At 64.3% G+C, this 21,614-nt stretch carries 21 protein-coding genes and 2 pseudogenes; 10 read left to right on the top strand and 13 right to left on the bottom strand.

Going from position 1 to position 21,614, the window contains the following annotated elements; all coding sequences use genetic code 11:
* Nucleotides 1–36: 36 nt before the first annotated feature.
* The gene (gene ltrA / locus PQV96_RS20530) at nt 37–1,422 is read right to left on the bottom strand and encodes a group II intron reverse transcriptase/maturase (RefSeq protein ID WP_066691875.1); all 1,386 of its coding nucleotides are present in this window, start codon (nt 1,420–1,422) and stop codon (nt 37–39) included.
* A gap of 504 nt (nt 1,423–1,926) precedes the next feature.
* Nucleotides 1,927–2,757 (bottom strand): M48 family metallopeptidase, encoded by an 831-nt coding sequence (locus PQV96_RS20535; RefSeq protein WP_273624074.1) that lies wholly within the window; start codon nt 2,755–2,757, stop codon nt 1,927–1,929.
* Nucleotides 2,758–3,165: 408 nt separating this feature from the next.
* Here PQV96_RS20535 and ubiM point away from each other — a divergent pair, with 408 nt between their 5' ends.
* Together ubiM and PQV96_RS20545 are read left to right on the top strand one after the other, a co-directional pair.
* The gene (ubiM, locus tag PQV96_RS20540) at nt 3,166–4,467 is read left to right on the top strand and encodes a 5-demethoxyubiquinol-8 5-hydroxylase UbiM (protein ID WP_273624075.1); all 1,302 of its coding nucleotides are present in this window, start codon (nt 3,166–3,168) and stop codon (nt 4,465–4,467) included.
* A 185-nt stretch (nt 4,468–4,652) separates the two neighbouring features.
* Nucleotides 4,653–5,084: a hypothetical protein gene (locus tag PQV96_RS20545; RefSeq protein WP_273624077.1), complete on the top strand. Its 432-nt coding sequence runs from the start codon at nt 4,653–4,655 to the stop codon at nt 5,082–5,084.
* A gap of 24 nt (nt 5,085–5,108) precedes the next feature.
* On the opposite strand, the gene PQV96_RS20550 is transcribed toward PQV96_RS20545, so the two are convergent.
* Nucleotides 5,109–5,852 (bottom strand): zf-TFIIB domain-containing protein, encoded by a 744-nt coding sequence (locus PQV96_RS20550; protein WP_273624078.1) that lies wholly within the window; start codon nt 5,850–5,852, stop codon nt 5,109–5,111.
* Nucleotides 5,853–6,030: 178 nt separating this feature from the next.
* Between PQV96_RS20550 and PQV96_RS20555 the strand changes: the two genes are divergently transcribed.
* The 3 genes from PQV96_RS20555 to PQV96_RS20565 all read left to right on the top strand — a co-directional run bounded on the left by PQV96_RS20555 (nt 6,031) and on the right by PQV96_RS20565 (nt 9,697).
* Nucleotides 6,031–7,317 carry a solute carrier family 23 protein gene (locus tag PQV96_RS20555; protein ID WP_044397249.1) on the top strand — a complete coding sequence of 429 codons (1,287 nt, stop codon included), beginning with the start codon at nt 6,031–6,033 and terminating at the stop codon, nt 7,315–7,317.
* Nucleotides 7,318–7,626: 309 nt separating this feature from the next.
* On the top strand, nt 7,627–9,141 hold the full coding sequence (locus PQV96_RS20560) for an acetyl-CoA hydrolase/transferase family protein (protein ID WP_207373696.1): 1,515 nt from the start codon (nt 7,627–7,629) through the stop codon (nt 9,139–9,141).
* A gap of 130 nt (nt 9,142–9,271) precedes the next feature.
* Nucleotides 9,272–9,697: a hotdog fold thioesterase gene (locus PQV96_RS20565; protein WP_207373695.1), complete on the top strand. Its 426-nt coding sequence runs from the start codon at nt 9,272–9,274 to the stop codon at nt 9,695–9,697.
* Between the two features lie 99 nt (nt 9,698–9,796).
* On the opposite strand, the gene PQV96_RS20570 is transcribed toward PQV96_RS20565, so the two are convergent.
* The 3 genes from PQV96_RS20570 to PQV96_RS20580 form a co-directional block, all read right to left on the bottom strand.
* Nucleotides 9,797–10,114, bottom strand: a complete 318-nt coding sequence (locus tag PQV96_RS20570) for a DUF4148 domain-containing protein (protein ID WP_207373694.1) — start codon at nt 10,112–10,114, stop codon at nt 9,797–9,799.
* A gap of 174 nt (nt 10,115–10,288) precedes the next feature.
* Nucleotides 10,289–11,329, bottom strand: coding sequence for an IS630 family transposase (locus tag PQV96_RS20575; protein ID WP_044395424.1), 1,041 nt, complete (start codon nt 11,327–11,329; stop codon nt 10,289–10,291).
* 375 nt (nt 11,330–11,704) lie between these two features.
* On the bottom strand, nt 11,705–12,247 hold the full coding sequence (locus tag PQV96_RS20580) for a hypothetical protein (protein ID WP_273624080.1): 543 nt from the start codon (nt 12,245–12,247) through the stop codon (nt 11,705–11,707).
* A 101-nt stretch (nt 12,248–12,348) separates the two neighbouring features.
* On the opposite strand from PQV96_RS20580, the pseudogene PQV96_RS20585 reads away from it, so the two are divergent.
* Nucleotides 12,349–12,654: pseudogene (locus PQV96_RS20585) on the top strand (SDR family oxidoreductase); the annotation flags it as partial.
* A gap of 53 nt (nt 12,655–12,707) precedes the next feature.
* Here the strand turns inward: PQV96_RS20585 and PQV96_RS20590 are convergent.
* Nucleotides 12,708–13,277: a cob(I)yrinic acid a,c-diamide adenosyltransferase gene (locus PQV96_RS20590; RefSeq protein WP_273624084.1), complete on the bottom strand. Its 570-nt coding sequence runs from the start codon at nt 13,275–13,277 to the stop codon at nt 12,708–12,710.
* Nucleotides 13,278–13,326: 49 nt separating this feature from the next.
* A complete protein-coding gene (locus PQV96_RS20595) occupies nt 13,327–13,611 on the bottom strand; it encodes a hypothetical protein (protein ID WP_273624085.1) in 285 nt (94 codons plus the stop codon).
* Nucleotides 13,612–13,903: 292 nt separating this feature from the next.
* Here PQV96_RS20595 and PQV96_RS20600 point away from each other — a divergent pair, with 292 nt between their 5' ends.
* Nucleotides 13,904–14,302, top strand: a complete 399-nt coding sequence (locus PQV96_RS20600; RefSeq protein WP_273624086.1) for an EF-hand domain-containing protein — start codon at nt 13,904–13,906, stop codon at nt 14,300–14,302.
* 206 nt (nt 14,303–14,508) lie between these two features.
* On the opposite strand, the pseudogene PQV96_RS20605 reads toward PQV96_RS20600, so the two are convergent.
* The 5 genes and pseudogenes from PQV96_RS20605 to PQV96_RS20625 all read right to left on the bottom strand — a co-directional run bounded on the left by PQV96_RS20605 (nt 14,509) and on the right by PQV96_RS20625 (nt 18,375).
* Nucleotides 14,509–15,319: pseudogene (locus PQV96_RS20605) on the bottom strand (amino acid ABC transporter ATP-binding protein).
* Entirely contained in the window at nt 15,303–15,956 is a 654-nt protein-coding gene (locus PQV96_RS20610; protein WP_273624087.1) for an amino acid ABC transporter permease, read from the bottom strand. Before PQV96_RS20610 ends, PQV96_RS20605 begins: the two are co-directional and overlap by 17 nt.
* A gap of 3 nt (nt 15,957–15,959) precedes the next feature.
* A complete protein-coding gene (locus PQV96_RS20615; RefSeq protein ID WP_273624088.1) occupies nt 15,960–16,634 on the bottom strand; it encodes an amino acid ABC transporter permease in 675 nt (224 codons plus the stop codon).
* A gap of 68 nt (nt 16,635–16,702) precedes the next feature.
* Nucleotides 16,703–17,536, bottom strand: a complete 834-nt coding sequence (locus tag PQV96_RS20620) for a transporter substrate-binding domain-containing protein (protein ID WP_273624089.1) — start codon at nt 17,534–17,536, stop codon at nt 16,703–16,705.
* Nucleotides 17,533–18,375, bottom strand: coding sequence for a GntR family transcriptional regulator (locus PQV96_RS20625; protein ID WP_273624090.1), 843 nt, complete (start codon nt 18,373–18,375; stop codon nt 17,533–17,535). The genes PQV96_RS20620 and PQV96_RS20625 overlap by 4 nt, the downstream gene beginning before the upstream one ends.
* Before the next feature lie 207 nt (nt 18,376–18,582).
* Between PQV96_RS20625 and PQV96_RS20630 the strand changes: the two genes are divergently transcribed.
* The 3 genes from PQV96_RS20630 (at nt 18,583) to PQV96_RS20640 (ending at nt 21,551) form a co-directional block, all read left to right on the top strand.
* On the top strand, nt 18,583–20,007 hold the full coding sequence (locus PQV96_RS20630) for an FAD-binding oxidoreductase (RefSeq protein WP_273624091.1): 1,425 nt from the start codon (nt 18,583–18,585) through the stop codon (nt 20,005–20,007).
* 194 nt (nt 20,008–20,201) lie between these two features.
* Nucleotides 20,202–21,161 (top strand): GGDEF domain-containing protein, encoded by a 960-nt coding sequence (locus tag PQV96_RS20635; RefSeq protein WP_273624092.1) that lies wholly within the window; start codon nt 20,202–20,204, stop codon nt 21,159–21,161.
* 66 nt (nt 21,162–21,227) lie between these two features.
* Nucleotides 21,228–21,551: a YnfA family protein gene (locus PQV96_RS20640; RefSeq protein ID WP_273624093.1), complete on the top strand. Its 324-nt coding sequence runs from the start codon at nt 21,228–21,230 to the stop codon at nt 21,549–21,551.
* The last annotated feature ends 63 nt before the right edge of the window (nt 21,552–21,614 follow it).

The following is a 21,614-nucleotide window of genomic DNA, read 5'->3' on the forward strand; positions in this document are numbered from 1 at the left end:
ATGCGGGTCCGCACCGGGCGGTTCGAGAGTTTGAGGTCAGGACAGCCTGGGCACTCCCAGCCAGTCGAAGTACGCAATCGTCAGCACGCGCCTGATGACTCCATTGCTGTTGCGCCACCAACGGTGGCAGTTGCCCGCCACTTGGTTGGCCACATCGTCGCACGCCCCCAGTGCCTTGAGTTCCCGGTAGATCGTCCTGGATCGCTTCCAGTGCCGCAGCTGGATGGCTCGCAGTCGGTGGCGCAGCCATTCGTCCAGCTCCCGCCAGACCCCGGGTGTCTGCGCCAACCCAAAGTACGCCTTCCATCCGTGCAGGTAGGGCCGCAGTTTGTCAACGACCTCCTCCATGCTGCGCCCGCCCGAGCGGCGTGTGAGTTGCCGGATGCGGGCCTTGAAGTTTTGCAGCGGCTTGGCGGCCACCTTACATTTGACTTCTTTGCCCTTGGCCACCCACAGCGCATAACCCAGGAATTTGCGCCCGAAGGCTGAGGCCACCGCGCTTTTGGCTTCGTTGACCTCAAGCTTCAGGCCGCCGTATAGCTTCCTGAGGTAGGCCATCACCCGCTCGCCGGCCTTGGTGCTGCCCACGTAGACATTGCAGTCGTCAGCGTAGCGCGCAAAGCTGCAGCCCCGCGCCTCTAGCGCCTTGTCTACTTCGTCAAGCAGCACGTTGGCCAGCAATGGGGATAGCGGCCCGCCTTGCGGCGTGCCCAGATGGCGCTCGACCACCACCCCGTCATCCATGATCCCGGCTTTCAGGTACGCTCGCACCAGCCGGATGACGCCAGCGTCGTCTATGCGCCTCTTGAGCCTGTCGATCAGGATGTCATGGTTGACCCGGTCAAAGAACTTGACCAAGTCCACGTCCACCACCACGCGTCTGCCCGATTGGACGTACGTCTGCGCAGCCTTGACTGCGTCATGTGCACGCCTACCGGGACGAAACCCGTAGCTGTGTTCGCTGAAGGTGGGGTCTATCAGCGGCTGCAGCACTTGTAGCAGTGCCTGCTGGATCAGCCGATCCAGCACCGTCGGGATGCCCAGCTCGCGCTGGCTGCCGTCAGGTTTGGGAATCATCACCTTGCGTACCGGGCTGGGCCGGTAGCGCCCTTGCAACAGCGCTTGGCGTATGTCGGGCCATCTCTGGCGTATCACCTGGGCGGTTTGCTCGATGTCGAGCCCGTCCACCCCGGCTGCGCCCTTGTTGGCCTTGATCCGTTTCCACGCCAGTTGCAGGTTCTGTCTCGTCAGCGCCGCTTCCAGCAAGCCACCTGTGCCTGCAGGCTGCCTTGCCGACCCTGTGTCCGGGTGTTCACGCGGCGGGCCGCTGGCTTCGTCGCTGATGAGATCACGCACGGCTTCACCGTGCGCTGCGCTCACCCGCCCAGGTCGCCCTGGCATCTGACGCATGGCCTTTGACATCACACGTGTCCTCGTTCACTCACTCTCGTTCGGCCCTTCGTGCTCGCCACACCTCCCCTTCGGGTTTCGGACTTGCACTACTACGACCTTTGCTGACTTCTCGCTACGGCATAACCGTCACCCTTTCAGGCACAAGGCGAGATCTCCCCAGGTAAGGGTCGCACACCTTCATCGCACAACCGCCGCATCTACGCCGCCCAAGCCTTGGTCACAAGAGCTTCGTGGTAAATGGCCCACTCACCCTGCTCGGCAGCGCCTTCTATGCGGTTCTTGTTCATCGGCTCACGATTTACGCTCCACGCTTCCTCCCCACATTCGGTCACCCTCATGCAGTTGCGCTTCACTTTGCTCACTGTGACCAGCTCGCAGCAGGACTTGCACCCGCAGGTGTGCGCCCATGCTGGGCGCACCACAAAAAAAGAGCCCCGCAGTGCGGGGCTCTTTGAATGAAATTGGCCTCTAGCGCTTATGCAGAAAGCGCCAGCAGCTATCATTTCAATAGCATTACTTTTTGCCACCCGTCTTGTCGCGCATGCGGTCGGCACGCGAGCCTGGATCGGGGTGGGAGGACAGCATCTGGTCGAGCCCGCCCTGCTTGCCGCTGAGCGACGCCAGCTTGCGGAAGGCCGACTCCAGTGCCTTCACGTTGTACTTGTGCTTTTGCATGAAGGCCAGGCCGTAGTCGTCCGACTCGGTTTCCTGGCTTTGCGAGAACTGGCTGTTGAATATCTTTTCGCCCAGCGCGCCCAGTTCGGAATCGGCCAGCTTGGCTGCCGTGCCGCTGGAGGCCGCCACAGCCTTGCGGCCAGCGGAGGCCATGTAGGCGGTGCGCATGGCGCTCATGGTGTGGGCTTGCTTGACGTGGCCGATTTCGTGGCCGATGACGCCCAGCAGCTCCTGGTCGTTCATCATGTCCATCAAACCTGCATACACGCGGATGGAGCCGTCAGCCGTGGCGTTGGCGTTCACGTCCTTGCTCAGGTACACCTTGAAGTTGAGATTCAGGCCGTCTTCATTGACGTGCTTGCGCGTCAGGCGCTCCAGGCGCTGGGAGTATTTGTTGTTAGGCGGCGCCAGCTTCTCGGTGCGATCGCCATAGGCGCGGTACTGCAGCGCCACCGACTTGAGCTCCTCGTCCGAGACTGTCACAGCCTTGAACACATCCACCGCCGCGCCGACCTGGTTTTCCGTCCTGGACCCGCCCGAGCCCAAGGCACCCGTGGTGTTCAAGGCCGAAGCCACGGCCGACAACCCGCTGGCCGAGCCCCCCTCGGTGGTCACGCAGCCGGTGAGCGCCAGTGCGCACGCCAGGGCGATGTACGTCATTTTTTTCATGTTGATTCCCTCGTTGAAATAAGCACCGCCACAGGTGCTGCCGCTGCCACGGTGGTGATGGCAGGGCGCGCTCACCGTGATGCGGTGGGATGTTGTTGTCAGAACGGCGCGCCATTGTTCCATGCACCCGCGCACAACGACTTCCCACCCCCAGGCAATTGCAACCGTTCGTATCTTTCGCCTACGGTATGCAACGCGTCGCCTTTTGTAACACCAGATGGATGCCTTGGGAGGGAAACACTACTCCGTCACATCACGTTGCGTTACATATGCCACGCTTTGCGGGTGAACGGCGTGCACCCGCACCACAGTGTTTTTCAGGGCCCCTTTGATGCATTGCAAGGCGCGGCCGCATACCCCGGCCCACAATGCCTGCTCTTTTTTTTTGCGCCAATCGCACCCCCTTTCATGCACATGCACAGCGACGTACTCATCGTGGGCGCCGGGCCAGCGGGCCTGTCGCTGGCCATCTCTTTGGCAAAAGCGGGCTTTACCGCCACCGTGCTGGACCAGAACCCCGCCGCCACGCTGGAGCAGCCCGCGCCCGACGGCCGCGAGATCGCGCTCACCCACCCCAGCGTGGCCACCTTGCAGCGCCTGGGTTCGTGGGCGGGCCTGGCCGCCAGCGAGATTGGGCACATCCGCGCCGCCCATGTGCACGACGGCCCGGTGGGCGCACACAGCGCCATGCAATTGCAGGTGGCGCACGGCGCTGGCGCAACGCCAGCGCCATCGATGCCGCTGGGCTTCATCGTGCCCAACCACGCCCTGCGCCGCACGGCCTATGGCGTGGCCGCCAGCACGCCGGGCGTGCGCATCGTGCCGGGTGCGCAAGTGCACCGGGTGGCCACCCTGCCTACGCACGCAGAAGTCGATTACACCGACGCTGCCGCCCCCGGCCAGGCCAGCCAGCGCCTGTGCGCACCGCTGGTGGTGGCGGCCGACAGCCGCTTTTCTGCTGCACGCCGCCAGCTGGGCATTGGCGCCCAGATGACCGACTTTGGGCGCACCGTCATCGTCTGCCGCATGCGCCACACCGAGCCCCACGCAGACACCGCCCACGAATGCTTTGGCTACGAACGCACGCTCGCGGTGCTGCCCCTGCCGGACGACGATGCGGGCCACCCGCAGTGCTCGGTCGTGGTTACGGCGCAGGCCGCCGACGCCGCACGCCTGATGGCGCTGGAGCCCACCGCATTCACGGCCGAGGTGCAGGCGCAGTTCCAGCACCGGCTGGGCGACATGGAGCTGATCGAGCAGCGCCACGCCTACCCGCTGGTCGCTGTGTACGCACAGCGCTTCACCGGCCCGCGCTGCGCCCTGCTGGGCGACGCCGCAGTGGGGATGCACCCGGTCACCGCCCATGGCTACAACCTGGGCCTGGCGGGGGTGGAGCGGTTGACGCAAGCGCTAGAGGCCGCGCGCCAGCGGGGGCAGGACCTGGGCGACGCCGCCGCGCTGGCGCCCTATGCCCGCGCCCACCACCTGCACGCCTGGCCCATCTATCAAGGCACCAACGCCATCGTGCGGCTGTACACCGACGCCCGCCCCCTGCCCCGCCTGCTGCGGCAAGCGGTGCTGCAAGGCGCGCGGCACCTGCCGCCGCTCAAGGCGGCCATCGTGGGGCAGCTCACCGGCAAAACACCGGCGTGGCAAACGCCGCTGGCACGGCTGGGCACGGCCCTGGCGGCTGCCAGGCCGGGGCGCTGAAGGGCCAGCCCGGCTGGCACTTGGTAAAGCCCGGTTACGTTGAGGGCGCGGTAGCCCGCGAAGGCGGCGCGCACGGGCCACTATGATCGGCAGCCGCGCGGGCAGGGCTTCTGCCCGGCCGTTGCGCTGCGGTTCCGCCGCCCTGCCCTCGGTCTTCCTCGCCTTACTTCACCGCTTTCACTACCATGCCCACCCTCATGTCTGCCTGGCCCGCCGTGGCCCTGCTGCTGCCCGCACTGGTGCTGCTGTCGGCCGTTGTGTTCCTTGCCAAAGGCGACCGTCGGTCTTTTTCGTACCTGATGGCGCTGCTGGCCTGCTACCTGGTGGGTGCCCTGCTGATGGAGTTCTTCGTCTTCATGGCTGCCCGCATGGCACGCCCTGGCACGGCGCAGGCCGTCCCGGTGCTGGGCGCAGGCACCAAGCAGCTGCTCGAAACACTGAGCAACCCACGCTCCATCGCCGCGCCGTCCCTGTCACTGCCCGCCATCGCGGCGTATTCGGTGCTGGCGTCTTACCTCTGGGTGCTGGTGAGCTGGGGGCTGCACCTGCGCGGCAAGAAAGCGGGCTCGGGCAAGAAGAAGGCCAGCAAAAGCAGCCGCAAGCCCGCCAAGGCTTGAGGACCTGTCAAAAGACCGGGGCAGTCACTTGCCCATCAGCATGCCCACCACCACGGCCACTCCGGCAGCGAAGAGGTCGCCAGTGATGGAATCTTCCGCTTCGCCGGAAAAGCGTTTTCTCTGCTGTTCGCGCTGCGCGCGGTTGCGGTCCCGCTCCAGCATCACCAAGGCGTCGGCCAGGTCGGGGGCGGAGGGTGCGGCAGCGGGCGCCGCCGCCACCCGGTAGCCTTCGAGCGCTTTTTTCACGGCCTCGGGGTCAATCAGCGAGAACGCGGCGCGGCAGTGCGGGCAGGCGTGGTCTTTGCGAATGTCCACCGGCGCGCCGCAGCCGGTGCAGTAGATGGCGTCCACGCGCCGGGCCAAATCATCCACCTCCGCGCGCGTGAGGTGGCGCACAAAGCCTTTTTCGACCATGAAAGACGAAAACGCGCTGAAGCGCCCGTGCTGCTGCGCGCAGCGGTACACCATGTAGCGCCCGCTGCGCACCACGTCGAACGACTGCGCCAGCGGGCGCACACAGCGCGGGCAGGCCAGCTGGCGCTGCAGGGGGCGGCGCTCATCCGTGCGGTGTTGGTGCAGCAGCGAGAACAGCTCCACCACAGCCTGGGGGCTGAGCTTGAGGTTTTCGCGGTGGTCAAACCAGATGCCCTGGCAGCCAAAGCAAATGTCCAGCTCCACCACGCCATGGCCCAACCCATGGTCGTGGCCGTCGAGCCGATGGGCCTCCATGGGCAGGCGGCAAGAGGGGCACAAGGGGGTGGGCTTCATGGCGGGCAGGGTGGCAGATGACTCATCTCACGCCCCAAGCGGGCGCAACGCCTCGCATCCTAACGGCTGTCCGCGCGCCCCAGGCTCCACCCGCCTGCCAGGCAGCGCCGTCACGCGGCACAACAACGGGCAGAAATCCACTAGCATCCAGCACACGAATTTTTACAAGGAATACACCATGGGATTGATGGACTGGAAAGTCAAAAGCCCCGACGTGCTGCAGCAAGGCGGTGTCGTTGGCCCGGACGAGCGCCTGCCGTGGCCGCAAACAGCGGTGATGGGTGTGCAACACGTGATTGCCATGTTCGGCGCCACGGTGCTGGCCCCCATCCTGATGGGGTTCGACCCCAACGTGGCCATTCTCATGAGCGGGCTGGGCACGCTCATCTTCTTTCTGGTCACCGGCGGCAAGGTGCCCAGCTACCTGGGCTCCAGCTTTGCCTTCATTGGCGTGGTGATTGCCGCCACGGGCTACGCGGGCAAGGGTGCCAACGCCAATATCGGCGTGGCACTGGGCGGCATCATTGCCTGCGGCCTGCTGTACACGCTGATCGGCGCACTGGTGCAGGCCATTGGCACCCGGTGGATTGAGCGCTGCATGCCCCCCGTGGTCACGGGCTCGGTGGTGGCGGTGATCGGCCTGAACCTGGCAGGCATCCCCATCAAGAACATGGCCGCGAGCAACTTCGACAGCTGGATGCAGGCCGTCACCTTTGTGTGCGTGGGCCTGGTGGCCGTGCTCACACGCGGCATGGTGCAGCGTTTGTTGATTCTGGTGGGGCTGATTGCCGCCAGCATCGTCTATGCGGTGCTGACCAACGGCATGGGCCTGGGCAAACCCATGGACCTGTCGGCCCTGGCCAATGCGCCCTGGTTTGGTATGCCCAACTTTGCAGCCCCTGTGTTCAGCGGCAGCGCCATGCTGCTCATCGCCCCGGTGGCCATCATCCTGGTGGCGGAGAACCTGGGCCACATCAAGGCCGTGACAGCCATGACCGGCCAGGACCTGGACCGCTACATGGGCCGCGCTTTCATTGGCGACGGCATTGCCACCATGGTCAGCGGCAGCGCTGGCGGCACGGGCGTGACCACCTATGCAGAAAACATCGGCGTGATGGCCGCCACCAAGATCTACTCCACCGCGGTGTTCCTGCTCGCTGGCGTGTTCGCTCTGGTGCTGGGCTTCTCGCCCAAGTTTGGCGCGCTGATCCAGACCATTCCGCTGCCGGTGATGGGTGGTGTCTCCATCGTGGTGTTCGGCCTGATCGCCGTGGCGGGCGCCAAGATCTGGGTGGACAACAAGGTGGACTTCTCGCAGAACAAGAACCTCATCGTGGCGGCCATCACCCTGATCCTGGGCACGGGCGACTTCACGCTGAAGTTTGGTGAATTTGCCCTGGGCGGCATCGGCACCGCCACCTTCGGCGCGATCATTCTGTACGCATTGCTCAACCGCAAGGGTTGAGCCTCTCTCAGCCTGCCGCCGCGTGCGCGGCAGGCATGCCCCAAGCGCCCGATCTCAGGGCGCTTTTTTCTGGGCCCTCTTTTCCTTGGCAGCCTTCTTGGACGGAGGCAGGCCCGTGCCGGGCAGCACGTTGTGCTCCACATCGACATTGAGGCAAGTGCCAAGGGTTGACCGACAGACCCGGGTTAACCCTAAAGCGCGGCAAGGCATTTTGTTAGCATTCCGCTTCTCTGAAGCGACACACGGGTGCTCGCGCGATGCGAGCACCGGTCGATTGCCCTCTACCCCACCCTTTCTTCGCTCTCTCCCATGTCACTTGCCGACCGGGTTTTGTACCCAGACTTTCTTTCGCGCATCGTTACCGCAGACGAAGCGGCTGCCATGATCCCCGCAGGGGCCCATGTGGGCATGAGCGGCTTCACCGGGGCGGGGTACCCCAAGGCGGTGCCGCAGGCGTTGGCACGGCATATCCAGCAGCAAAACGCGCAGGGCAAGCCCTTCAAGATCGGGCTGTGGACGGGTGCTTCCACCGCCCCCGAGCTGGATGGAGCGCTGGCCCAGGTGGACGGCATCGATATGCGCCTACCCTACCAGTCCGACCCCACCTGCCGCAAGCAGATCAATGCCGGGCAAATGCAGTACGTGGACATCCACCTGTCGCACGTGGCCCAGTTTGTGTGGTTCGGCTTTTTGGGCAAGCTGGACGTGGCGGTGGTGGAAGTGGCGGGGGTGCTGCCCGACGGGCGCCTGATTCCGTCCTCATCCGTGGGCAACAACAAGACCTGGCTCGACCAGGCGGACAAGATCATTCTGGAAGTGAACACCTGGCACAACCCGGCTCTGGAGGGCATGCACGACATCTACTACGGCACAGATGTTCCGCCCAACCGCAGGCCCATCCAGATGACGGAGCCGCACCAGCGCATTGGCGAGCCCTACATGCGCTGTGACCCCTCCAAGGTGATTGCGGTGGTCAAAACCCACCAGCCCGACCGCAACTCGGTGTATGCCGCGCCCGACGACACATCCAACCGCATTGCCGGCCACATCATCAATTTCCTGCAGCAAGAAGTGAAGCTGGGCCGCCTGCCCGCTGACCTGCTGCCGCTGCAGTCGGGCGTGGGCAATATTGCCAATGCCGTGCTGGCAGGCCTGAACGCCGGGCCTTTCGAAAACCTCACCGCCTACACCGAAGTGCTGCAGGACGGCATGCTGGACATGCTGCGCTCGGGCAAGCTGGCCAGCGCCTCGGCCACGGCCCTGTCGCTGAGCCCCGCCGCGATGCAGGACTTCAATGACCGCATCGAGTTCTACAAAGAGCGCATCGTGCTGCGCCCGCAGGAGATCAGCAACCACCCCGAGCTGATCCGCCGCATGGGCCTGATCGCCATGAACGGCATGATCGAAGCCGACATCTACGGCAACGTGAACTCCACGCACATCATGGGCTCGGCCATCATGAACGGCATTGGAGGCTCGGGCGACTTCGCACGCAATGCCTACCTGTCGATCTTCATGACGCCCTCGCTGGCCAAGGACGGCGCCATCTCCTGCATCGTGCCCATGGCCTCGCATGTAGACCACACCGAGCACGACGTGCAGATTCTGGTCACCGAACAAGGCTTGGCCGACCTGCGCGGGCACTCGCCCACACAGCGGGCGGAAATCATCATTGAAAAATGCGCGCACCCCGACTTCCGCCCCGCCCTGCGCGACTATCTCGCACGCGCGCGCAAAGGCGCGCTGGGTCAGCACACGCCCCACCTGCTGGGTGAGGCGCTCTCCTGGCATCAGAAGTACGTGGAAACAGGCTCAATGCGCTGAGGGCTGCTGCCCGCGTGCACCGCAGAGTCAGCAAAGAGGCTCTCAGATCCTGCCGATAATCGTTGCACCACCCCGCGCCCGTCACGCGCGGCCCTCGTCTTTTCGTTACCTCGCTGGAGCCTTGCACACCATGTCCATCTGGAAAAAACCCATCTCTGTTCAGCACCTCAACACCAGCGGTGCCAATACTGCGGTGAGCCACCTAGGGATTGAAATGACGGAAGTGGGCGACGACTTCCTGCGGGGCCGCGTGCCGGTGGACGAGCGCACGCGTCAGCCTTTCGGGCTGCTGCACGGTGGAGTCAGCGTGGTGCTGGCTGAAACCCTGGGCTCCATGGGCGCCTTTTATGCCAGCCCCGAGGGCCACCGCGCCGTGGGGCTGGACATCAATGCCAACCATTTGCGTGCCGCTACCAGCGGCTGGGTCACCGGCACGGCCCGCCCGGTGCACATTGGCCGCACCACACAAGTGTGGCAAATCGACATGGTGAACGATGCGGGTGAGCTGACCTGCGTGTCACGCATCACCATGGCTGTGCTCGCACCCAAAGGCTGACGCGCTGGGGCCCGCCCCTGCCGCACCATGCAACAAAGCCCGCAGGCCGAAAGGTCTGCGGGCTTTGTTTTGCCATGTGCCGCCTGCGGCGGCCAGGGATCAGTGTTCGCCTTGAACGGTCTGGTAAGCCTTGTGGGCGGCAATGGCTTCGGCGCGAACTTCAGCACGGCTGCGGGCGCTGTTCACGGCTGCAGCGCTGTTGGCCACGTCAGAACCCTCTGCATCGTGGGGCATGCCGCCATTGGCACGCGCTGCTTGCAAGTCAGCGATCACGGCTTGGCGGGTCAGTGCGCTGGCGGTGGATGCTGCAGCAGGGTAGTTGGAGTTGTCGCCAAAGGCACCGGAAGATTGGGCATGGGCAGCCACAGAGCCAAGAGCAAACAAGGAGAGAGCGGCGATAGTGCGGAAGTTCTTCATGATCAAAATCCTGTCTTACAGATCAACATTCAGATGCCGGCCCCGGCGGCCCACTTTCACGGAAGCTGCCGGTTTCGACCTGCGTCGATGAGTGGCAGTTGAACGTGTCGCTCATCGATGGGAGTGACTGTATCTAGGGTTAGTACGGAGATATTGCTCCGGCCCCATGAAGTCTCAAGCGGCGGCATATTTGACGCGGGGATCCTGAAAGTAGCTCATCACCCGCTCGGGTGACTTCTCCAGCATGGCCATGTGTTCGTTGGCCGCATCGCGCAGTTTTGCCTTTGTTCTGACCGGGACCCGCTTGCCCATGGCCTGCTTGAGGTCGGCGTTCAAACGCTCTTCTGGGTTGAGTTCCGGGCTGTAGCTGGGCAGGTAGAACACCTCGATCTGTTCCTTTCTCTCTGCCAGCCACGCCTTGACCGGTTTGCTGTGATGTACACGCAGGTTGTCAAGGATCAGGAACACCTTCTTGCCCGCGTCCTTGATCAAGGCCTCCAGGAACTCAATCAACTTGTCGCTGTTGAAGGCCTCGTCAATGATCATCCAGCGTGCCTTGCCCCGGTTGGTCACCGTGGCGATCATCGACAGCTTCTGGCGTGTGCTGCCCACCGTGAACGCCACGGGTGTCTCACCTGCTGGTGCATAGCTCCTGCCGCGTACATCGGTGTTGACCAGTGCGGTCTCATCGCCCCAGTGGATTTCGCCGCCCTCAGCCTTGGCCTTGGCCTCGATGGCCGGGTAGTGTTCATCTAGCCAGGCCTTGACGGCTTCGGGGCGTTGTTCGTATGCCTTCTTGATGGGCTTTTGTGGGGTGAAACCCCAGCGTGCCAGGTATTTGCCCACGGTGCGCACACCCAATTTCAAGCCACATTCCTGTTCGATAAGCTGCATCACGGCGGCGCGACTCCACAGGAAGAAGTCCATCTTCAATTGCTCGGGACGTTTGTCGCAGATGGTCTTTTGGATGTGGACTTCTTGCTCGGGCGTGAGCAATCGGGCATCGCCTTTCGTGCGACCACGACCGGCTGGTTTGATGGCTGGCCAGCCGCCTTGCTCGAACAGATCAAGCACCTTGCGCACAGCCGGGTAGCTCAAGCCCGACATCTGCACCAGTTCCATGACTTTGATGCCCCGTTTGTGCAGTCGGATGACTTGCTTGCGCCGCTCGTGAAGCTGCTCCAGGGTTTGGTATCTCGCGTCTTCTTTGTCCATGCTGCTTCGAACGCGAAAATCAGCAGAAAGTTCAATCTTTATGGGGCCCGATCAATAAATCGCCTATCTCGGAACTAAATGTTCACCAAAATGAAATAATTCATCAGGAACTTTTTGATTCGATCCATTTTCAACATGGATAAAAACCCACCTCCACTGTGGGCAACAGGGCTGTGGTATGCCCCGCCAGCCATCCAAAGTCAACGGCGCGCCGTTGCAACGCACCGCAAGGCAGACATGCGAGGGCATGTGCAGGCAAAGCACTGCGGCCGTCCCAGAAAGACAGGGCATACGCATCGAACTGAATGAAAAACGCCACCCCGTGCAACCAGCGCACGGGGTGGCGTGATTCACCTCAGCCAGTCGCTCTGGCGCCTAAAAACGCCCCACCAAAGAGACCCCGATCAGCGGGGCGGTCTTGAAACTCTGCTTCTTGATCAAATTGCCGGAGGCATCTTCCAGCCGCAGCTTGCCGCCCACCACGGCACCGCCGTACAGGTTCAGCGCCATTTGCGGGCCTAGATTGCGCGTGACGCGCAAGAACAGCGGCACCCCGCTTTCCTCACCCACACCCCCAGGGGCCAAGGCACGGTCATTCAACCGAAAACGCACGCTGCGGTAGTCCAGCTCCAGCCCCGCAGCGCCGGTCGGTCCGCTGGGCAGCGGATTGACCAAGCGCCAGCGGTCGTTCGGGCGCCAGTCCACGATCACCACCGGGAAGACGCTGGTCTTCTCAATCTGGTCATAGACCCCCAGGCCCACTCCCAAGCGGTTGCCGCAGCCACACTGCTTCACCCCCGACACCATGGCACCCCAGACGCGGGACTCGCCGTTGCTGGCACTTTTCTCGCCAAACCAGTCCACAGAAGGGGCGACGGTCAGACTCCAGCCGTCGGACAAAGCCCAGGACACCGGCACCGATACGCCCTAGCGCCGCACGTCGCCCCAGGTGGTGGAAGCGCCACCGCGCCCGGGTGGCCTCCATGCACATCCAGGGCCGCCAGCGCCTGCTCGCGGTGGCGCTGATGCTGGTGAGTGCGGGCATGGCTGCGGCCTACGGCCCCATGGGTGTGCGCGTGAACGCGGTCAACCCCGGCGCCACGCACACCGAGCGCCTGCAGTCGGGCATGGAGGCCACCGCCCGCATGCTCCATATTTCCGAGGAAGAAGCGCTGGCGCAGGCCACACGCAAGGTGCCCCTGGGGCGCCTGGCGCGGCCCGAAGAAGTGGCAGACGTGGTGCTGTTCCTGGCATCCGGGCGCGCCAGCTACGTGACCGGGGTGGTGCTCACCATGGATGGCGCAGCCACGCCCATGGTGGTTTGATGCTGTAGCCCAGGCCTTTCACCAAGCCCTGGGCCTTACTGGCATTTGCGGAATTATTCTGATGCCTCTTGCCGCGCCAGCCGCTCGCTTTTCCAGTACACGTCGTCGCCGCCGTTCATGCGGTTGAGCACGCGGGCCAGCACAAACATCAGGTCGGAAAGGCGGTTGAGGTACTGGCGCGGCGCATCGTTGAGCGTCTCTTCATTGCCCAGCGCCACCACGGCGCGCTCGGCCCTGCGGGCCACGGTGCGGCAGACATGGGCCTGCGCCGCCGCGCGGGTGCCTGCAGGCAGGATGAACTCCCGCAGGCGCGGCAGGGCCGCGTTGTGCTCTTCCAGCGCCTCGTCCAGTTGCAGCACGGCGTCTTTCTTGAGCAGTTCAAAGCCCGGAATCGACAGCTCGCCGCCCAGGTTGAACAGCTGGTGCTGCACCTGCACCAGCAGCTCGCGCACAGCCTCGGGCAGTGGCTCGCACAGCAGCAGGCCGATGTGCGAATTCAGCTCATCCACATCGCCCATGGCGTGGATGCGCAGGCTGTTTTTGGAAACCCGCTGGTTGTTGCCCAAGCCCGTGGTGCCGGCGTCTCCGGTGCGGGTGGCAATTTCGGTGAGGCGGTTGCCCATGCAATAACTCCTGAAGGGGGTAGGGAATGAGAGTGCGGCGCTGGCGGGCTCACAGGTCCTGGTGCGAATCGAGCACGAACACCATGCCCATGAAGCCGACGGACACGGTGCGCCCCCGGATGCTCGTGTACGACGCCACGCCCAACGAATGGTAGTTGGACACAAACGCCGCCAGCGCACCCAGGCCCAGGGCACCCGCCAGCGGACTGCGCTCGGCCAGGGTTTTCTGAATCTGGCTGCGGTGGCGTTCGGCAGACGGGTTGAGCAACGCGGCCGCTGCCACGAGCACAGCCACGGCTGCGAGGGCTTGAAGGGCTTTGGGGGCTTGGGTCATGGCAGCACCGGTGTGGAAAGAAAGCCCGATTGTGCCCCTGCGGCCCTGCCCTTGGCGCCAACCATGTTGCTACGCTATTGATAGCTGCCTGCGCTTATCCAGCATGCGCTGCAGGCCAATTTAGCATCAATCCCTCGTCACAAGGACTCACACGCCCACCACACACCGCCGCAGAACCCGTTACACGGCGCTGGCAAATGTTGGTGGGGGCAACAGCCGGCAAAAGTGCTGGCCTGCATGCCCATGCTGCGCTGCAATGCAGGCTTGTTCAACTTTCCGGAGCTCTGCATCCATGAAGACGACGCAACGAACTGCACCCGCCCACGCTCGCACCTGGGCACACCATTTCGAAGCCAGCAGCGTCTTGCTGTTTGCCGCCCTGACGTTTGGCACCGCAGGCGCCGTGCAGGCGCAAAGCGGCAGCACCAGCAGCCCGTCCCAAGCCTCCAAGTCCGTCATCGGGCCTGCCAGCAGCAACCCCGCCGCACCCCAGGCCACCTTTGGCGGCGGCAAGACCACCACCAGCAGCGCAGCGGCGGCTTTTGATCGCGCCGATACCGACCGCAACGGCATGCTCAGCCCCCAGGAGGCATCGACCTTCCCGGCGATTGGCGAGCGCTTCGAGGCGCTGGACAAGAACCAGGACAAGATGCTCTCGCGCGAAGAGTTCGAAGCCGCACTCAAGTCATGACCTAGGAGCCTGTACGGCTTGGAGCGGCGAAGCCAAAATGGACCGCTGAGGTCAATGTGCCGCCGACGATTTCCGAATTCAACAGGCTCCTAGCCCTGATCACGCGGGCATGTGCGCTGCCCATGCCCATTCATGAAACAGCCCGGACGGTGGTGGACGTCCGGGCTTTTTTTGCACTGGCGGCACATCGACAGCAATGCCCGCGCTCAGTCGTGCAATGAAGATAAAAACTGCTGCAGCTCGGGCGTCTGCGGGCTGCCAAACAGCTGCGTAGGCGTGCCTTCCTCGTGCACGCGCCTGGTGCATGAAGATCACGCGGTCGCTCACCTTGCGGGCAAACGCCATTTCGTGGGTGACCATCATCAGCGTCATGCCCTCTTGCGCCAACGACTCAACCACGCGCAGCACCTCGCCCACCAGCTCAGGATCCAGCGCCGAGGTGATCTCGTCGCACAGCAGCACCTGCGGCTCCATGGCCAGGGCGCGTGCAATGGCCACGCGCTGCTGCTGCCCGCCCGAGAGCTGGTCGGGCATGGCGTCAAACTTTTCGGCCAGGCCCACGCGCTGCAGCAGCTTGCGCGCCTGGGCCTCAGCCTCTTGCGCGCTGCACGTCTTCACCAGCGTGGGCGCGAGCATGATGTTGCGCCCCACCGAGAGGTGCGGAAAGAGGTTGAAGCTCTGGAAGATCATGCCCACCTGCTGGCGCAGCTCACGCATGGCGGCGGGGTTATCGTGCAGCAACTTCTTGCCGTTCACGCTCAAGGCGCCTTCCTGAAACTCCTCCAGCCCGTTCACGCAGCGCAGCAGCGTGCTCTTGCCCGAGCCACTCTTGCCGATGATGCAGATGACCTCACCGCGCGCCACCTTCATGTCGATGCCCTTGAGCACCTCGTTGGTGCCGTAGGACTTGCGCAGCGCGGTGATGTCAACGATGGGCGGTGGGCCGACCAGGATGCCATCGTGCGGATGCGCGGGAGCAGCGGCGGCGGCAGGTGTGGCTTCAACGGCGGTTGGCATGGAGTTTCCTTTCAAGCGATTGCGCCACCAGGCTCACGGGGAAGCACAGGGCAAAGTACAACAGCGCCACACAGGCGTAGACGAGGAAGGGCTGGAACGTGGCGTTGGAGATCATGCTGCCTGCCTTGGTCAGCTCCACAAAGCCGATCACCGAGGCCAGCGCCGTGCCCTTGATGACCTGCACCAGAAAGCCCACCGTGGGCGGCACCGCAATGCGCAGTGCCTGGGGTAGCACCACATGGCGCAGTTGCTCGGCAAAGTTCAGCGCCAGGCTCTGCGCCGCCTCCCACTGGCCTTTGGGGATAGACGCTACGCAGCCGCGCCAGATCTCGGTGAGGTAGGCACTGGTATAGAGCGTGAGCGCCACGGCCGCCGCCGTCCACGGCGAGGTCTTGATGCCGAACAGCGCAATACCAAAGTACGCCAGGAACAGCTGCATGAGCAGCGGCGTGCCCTGGAACACCTGCACATACGCGCCCACGGCACGCTCCACGCCGCGCACCTTGGACAGGCGCGCCACCAGCAGCATGAGGCCCACCAGGCCGCCGCCGATGAAGGCGATGAGAGAGAGGGTGACCGTCCAGCGCGCCGCCATCAGCAGGTTGCGCAGGATGTCCCATATTGAAAACTCCACCATGGCTTATCTCCCCACCAGAAAACGTGCACCCATCCACATCAGCAGGCGGCGGGTGGCCATTGACAGCAACAGGTACACGGCCGTGGCCAGGATGAACGCCTCAAACGCGCGGAAGGTGTTGCTCGAAATCAGGTTGGCGGCATAGCTCAGCTCGGGCGTGGAGATCTGTCCGCACACGGCAGAGCCCAGCATCACGATGATGATCTGGCTGACCATGGCGGGCCACACCTTTTGCAGCGCGGGCGGCAGCACCACGCGCCGGAAGGTCTGGCCGGGCGTGAGCGCCAGACTGTGCGCGGCTTCGATCTGGCCACGGGGCGTGGCCTCAATGCCTGCGCGGATGATCTCGGCGGAATACGCGCCCAGGTTGATGACCATGGCCAGCACTGAGGCGAACTCGGGCGAGAGCTTGAGCCCGAGCGCAGGCAGGCCAAAGAAAAGGAAGAACAGCTGCACGATGAAGGGCGTGTTGCGCACCAGCTCCACATAGCTGGCCACGGCCCAGCGCAGCGCGGTGGGCCGGTGACCCAGGTTGCGAGCGCGCGCCCATGCGCAGGCCGTGCCCAGCAGCAGGCCCAGCACGGTGCCCACGATGGTGAGGCCAATGGTCCACACCACGCCGCGCACCAGCAGCGGCCACGAGGCCAGCACGGCAGAAAAGTCCAGTTGAATCAGCATGGTGGGCAAACCCTGCGACGCTTGTCACGCAGCAGCCCTGTGCAATGGATGGGAATCGTCGTGCCTGCTTACTGGGGCAGGTCGCCCGCAGGGCGGCCCAGCCACTTGTTCGACAGCTTGTCCAGGTCACCGGCCTTCTTGGCCTCGGCAATGATCTCGTTCACGCGGGTGCGCAGCTTGTCTTCGCCCTTGGCCACGCCGATGAAGTTGGGGCTGTCTTTGAGCAGCAGCTTGAACTCGGTCTGCAGGTTGGGGTTCTTCACCATGATGGTGCCGGCGGTAGAAGCGCTGGTGGCAATGGCCTGCGTCTGGCCCGACACAAAGGCCGAGATGCTGGCGGCATGGTCTTCAAAGCGCTTCACGTCCACGCCAGCGGGGGCCACCTTGGCCAGCTCCTGGTCTTCCATGGCGCCGCGCGTCACGGCCACGGTCTTGCCCGTCAGGTCGGCAAAGCTCTTGATGTTGAGACTCTTGCTCGCAAACACGGCCTGAAAGAACGGGGCGTAGGCGGCAGTGAAGTCGATCACCTTCTCACGCTCAGGGTTCTTGCCCAGGGTGGAGATGACCAAATCGGCCTTTTGCGTTTGCAGGTAAGGAATGCGGTTGGCGCTGGTGACGGGGATCAGCTCGACCTTCACACCCAGCTTGGCGGCAATGAGGTTCGCCATTTCCACGTCCAGGCCCTGGGGCTTGAGGTCGGTGCCGACAAAGCCGTAGGGCGGGTAGTCGGTGGGGATGGCGATCTTGATCTCTTTGGCTTTCAGGATGTTGTCCAGCGCGTTCTGGGCGTGGGCGGCAGGGGCCAGCAGCGCAGCACCCACACCGGCAGCGGCCAGCAGGGCCAGGGTGCGGCGGCGTGCGCCCAGGCGGACAGAAGCAGAAAAACTCAGCGAGGCAGTCATAGCAAGGCTCCTAGGTAGGCAGAACCGTCGTCCGACGGCGAAGGGGTGGAACGGGAGGGTGAACGGGTGCGGCTGCGGCGCTTGGCGGGTGTAGCCGTTGCGGCAGGCTTGCCGGGCATATCAGGCGCAGACTGTGCCGAGGCAGCGGAAGAAACAGACGCCACAGGACCCACCGGTGCCAGCGCATCGCGCAGGCCAGCCAGCGGGTCGGTGCTGGCTTGCAGGCGCAAGGCAGCCTGCACGGTGCCGATGTGCTCGGCCATCAGCAACTCGGCGCGGGCAATGTCCCCGGCCTCCAGCGCTTCGACAATGCGCACATGGTCCTCGCAGCTCTGCGCTGCATCGTGCGATGACTGGTAGAGCATCGCAATCAGCGTGGTGCGCGCCGTGAAGTCGCGCAGCGTGTCGGCCAGCAGGGCATTGCCCAGGCATTCGGCCAGGCACACATGAAAGTCGCCCAGCAGGTAGGTGCGCAGCCCCACATCGGTGCCTGCCAGGGCGGCCTTTTCGCGTTGCAGGTGCAGCTTGAGCTGGCGCAACGCGGCCTTGTCCAGCGCCTTGGCCTTGAGCTGGTGCAACAGGCCCAGCTCAATCACCCGGCGGGCCTCAAAGGCCTCGCGTGCTTCGTGTTCAGAGGGTTCCACCACATACCAGCCACGCCGCGCACTCACGGTGACGATGCCGCGCGTGGACAGCCGGGTCAGCGCCTCGCGCACGATGGTTCGGCTGCAGTCAAACAGCATGGCCAGTTGCTGCTCGCCCAGGCGTGAGCCGGGGGCGAGCTTCTGGGCCATCACGGCTTCCATGATGCGGTTGCTGATGTCGTTGGCGGTGGTCATTGCCTGCACTTACGCAGGTTCCGTGCCAACTGGTATACAAGCTGGATGCACCACACTGGCACACCATGCCTGTGCACACCCATGCCCAGAGCGGTTGCGAGCTCTACTCCCCGCAGCACAGACCAGCGTGGCGCTGAAAGACATGCGTTCAGCCGCTATGAGGCAAGCGTCCTAGAATCATTTCATTGCCCTCCAGGAGACAAGCCCATGAACGCCCCCACCGCCGCTGCCCACCTGCTCCCGCAAATCCAACTGCGCGACGTGCCCCAGGCGCTCATTGATGCGCTGCAGGCCCGCTTCGGCGCGCAGTGCTCCACCGCCCAGGCCGTGCGCGAACAGCACGGGCGCGACGAAGGCTCGCTGCAGGCGCCCCCGCCCAGCGCCGTGGTGTTTGCTGAAAGCACCCAGGATGTGGCCGATGCCGTCAAGCTGGCCAGCCAGTACGAAGTGCCGGTGATTCCGTACGGCGCGGGTTCCTCGCTCGAAGGCCACCTGCTGGCCGTGCAGGGCGGCATCAGCATCGACGTGAGCCGCATGAACCGGGTGCTCAGCATCAACGCAGATGACCTCACGGTGACGGTGCAGCCGGGCATCACGCGCAAGCAATTGAACGAGGCCATCAAGGACACCGGCCTGTTCTTCCCCATCGACCCCGGCGCCGACGCCAGCATTGGCGGCATGTGCGCCACGCGCGCCAGCGGCACCAACGCCGTGCGCTACGGCACCATGCGCGAGAACGTGCTGGCGCTGGAAGTGGTCACGGCCAGCGGCGAAATCATCCGCACCGGCACCCGCGCCAAGAAGAGCAGCGCGGGCTACGACCTCACGCGCCTGATGGTGGGCAGCGAAGGCACGCTGGGCGTGATCACCGAAGTGACGGTGCGCCTGTACCCGCTGCCTGAAGCAGTGAGCGCCGCCATCTGCTCCTTCCCCAGCATTGAAGCGGCCGTGCGCACCACCATCCAGATCATTCAGCTGGGCGTGCCGATTGCGCGCGTGGAGCTGATCGACCGCCACAGCGTGCGCATGGTCAACGCCCACAGCAAGCTCAACCTGCGCGAGGAACCCATGCTGCTGATGGAGTTCCACGGCTCGCCCGCCAGCGTGAAGGAGCAGGCCGAAACCGTGCAGGACATCGCCAGCGAATTTGGCGGCAATGCCTTTGAATGGGCCAGCACCCCCGAAGAGCGCACCCGGCTGTGGACGGCGCGGCACAACGCCTACTTTGCCGCCGTGCAAAGCCGCCCCGGCTGCAAAGCCATCAGCACCGACACCTGCGTGCCCATCAGCCGCCTGGCCGACTGCCTGCTCGAATCGGTGGACGAGGCCGAGGCCAGCGGCCTGCCCTACTTCCTGGTGGGCCATGTGGGCGACGGCAACTTCCACTTCGGCTACCTGCTGGACCCGAATATCCCCGAAGAACGCGTCACCGCCGAAGCCCTGAACCACAAGCTGGTGGCCCGGGCCCTTTCCATGGGCGGCACCTGCACCGGCGAGCATGGTGTGGGCGTGCACAAGATGGGCTTTTTGCTGGACGAAGCCGGCGCAGGCGCGGTGGACATGATGCGCGCCATCAAGCGCGCGCTGGACCCGAAGAACATCCTGAACCCCGGGAAAATCTTTGCGCTGTGACCACAGGGCCGCTGCCACCCCGCTTTCACTCCTGATTTGATAGCTGGTAGCGCTTATCCAGCAAGCGCTAGAGGCCTATTTTTCTGCAAGGCTGATGGCGGGTGCGCACTCTGCCCATCAACCCTGCTGTCGCGTAGCCCAGGACATGCGCTTTTGGCGCACACGCGTTACAGTCTGGGCCAGGAGGAACTGCCTTGAAAACCCCCGATATCCCGCCGGATGAGGATGCTCGCCTGGCGGAGTTGCGCTCACTCAATGTGCTGGACACCATCGCCGAGGAGCGGTTTGACCGCCTCACGCGCATGGCCAGGCGCTTGTTCGGGGTGGACGTTGCGCTGGTCAGCCTGGTGGACGAAAACCGCCAGTGGTTCAAATCCTGCGCGGGCATGGAGCTGAGCGAGACGCCGCGCGATATCTCTTTTTGCGGCCACGCCATCCTGGGCGACGGCGCCTTTGTCATCCCCGATGCGCTGCAAGACGAGCGCTTTTGCGACAACCCCATGGTCGCCGGCCCACCGCATGTGCGGTTCTATGCGGGCTGCCCCCTGCGCGGCCCCGGCGGGCGCAAGCTGGGCACGCTGTGCATCATCGACTCCAAGCCCCGCGCCTTCAGCGACGAAGACGTGGAGATGCTGGTGGACCTGGCCCTGATGGTGGAGCGGGAGTTTTCCGCCATCGAGTGGGCCACGGTGGACGAACTCACCGGCCTGTCCAACCGCCGGGGTTTCATGATGCTGGCCCAACACAGCCTGCAGTTGTGCACGCGCCAGAACATACCGGCGGCGCTGGTGTTCATTGACCTGGACCACCTCAAACAGGTGAACGACCAGCTGGGCCATGCCGAGGGCGACTGGGTGCTGGTCACGTTTGCGCAGCATCTGATGAAGGCATTCCGTGGCTCGGACGTGGTGGCGCGGCTCGGGGGTGACGAGTTTCTGGTGCTGCTCACCAACCACAGCGAAGCAGCGGCCGAAAGCGCCATGGCACGCCTGCAGCAGGCGCTGGACGCCACCAACGAAGCCGAAGCGCGGGGCTACGACATTTCGTTCTCCTACGGGTTGGTAGAGTTCGACCCGAAGCGCCACCACACGATCGGCGCCTTGATCAGCGAGGGCGATTCGCTGATGTACAAAACCAAAAAAGCGCGCCGCTGAGCCTGCGCTGCGGGTGCGCAGCGCAGCCCCCTCTCTCCACGCGCTCCCTGCTCCCCCTGTTCCTCCATGAAGACCTTGCTGCTTTTCATCGCCACGGCCCTGGCCGAAATCGTCGGCTGCTACCTGCCCTGGCTGTGGCTCAAGCAGGGCAAGCCGGTGTGGCTGCTGCTGCCAGCGGCGGCCAGCCTGGCGCTGTTTGCCTGGCTGCTCACCCTGCACGACACCGCTGGCGCGGGCCGCGTGTATGCGGCCTATGGCGGGGTGTACATCGGGGTGGCGCTGGCCTGGCTGTGGGCGGTGGACGGCATCCGCCCCACTGCGTGGGATGTGGCGGGGGTGCTGGTGGCGCTGGCAGGCATGGCGATCATCATGCTGCAGCCAGAGTATTGAGAGCCCCCCTGAGTCGCCTTCGGCGCCTTCCCCCCAAGGGGACGCACCCGGTGGCCCGGCAGA

The organism is Acidovorax temperans (genome assembly GCF_028596105.1).
Classification (GTDB): Bacteria; Pseudomonadota; Gammaproteobacteria; order Burkholderiales; family Burkholderiaceae_C; genus Acidovorax; species Acidovorax temperans.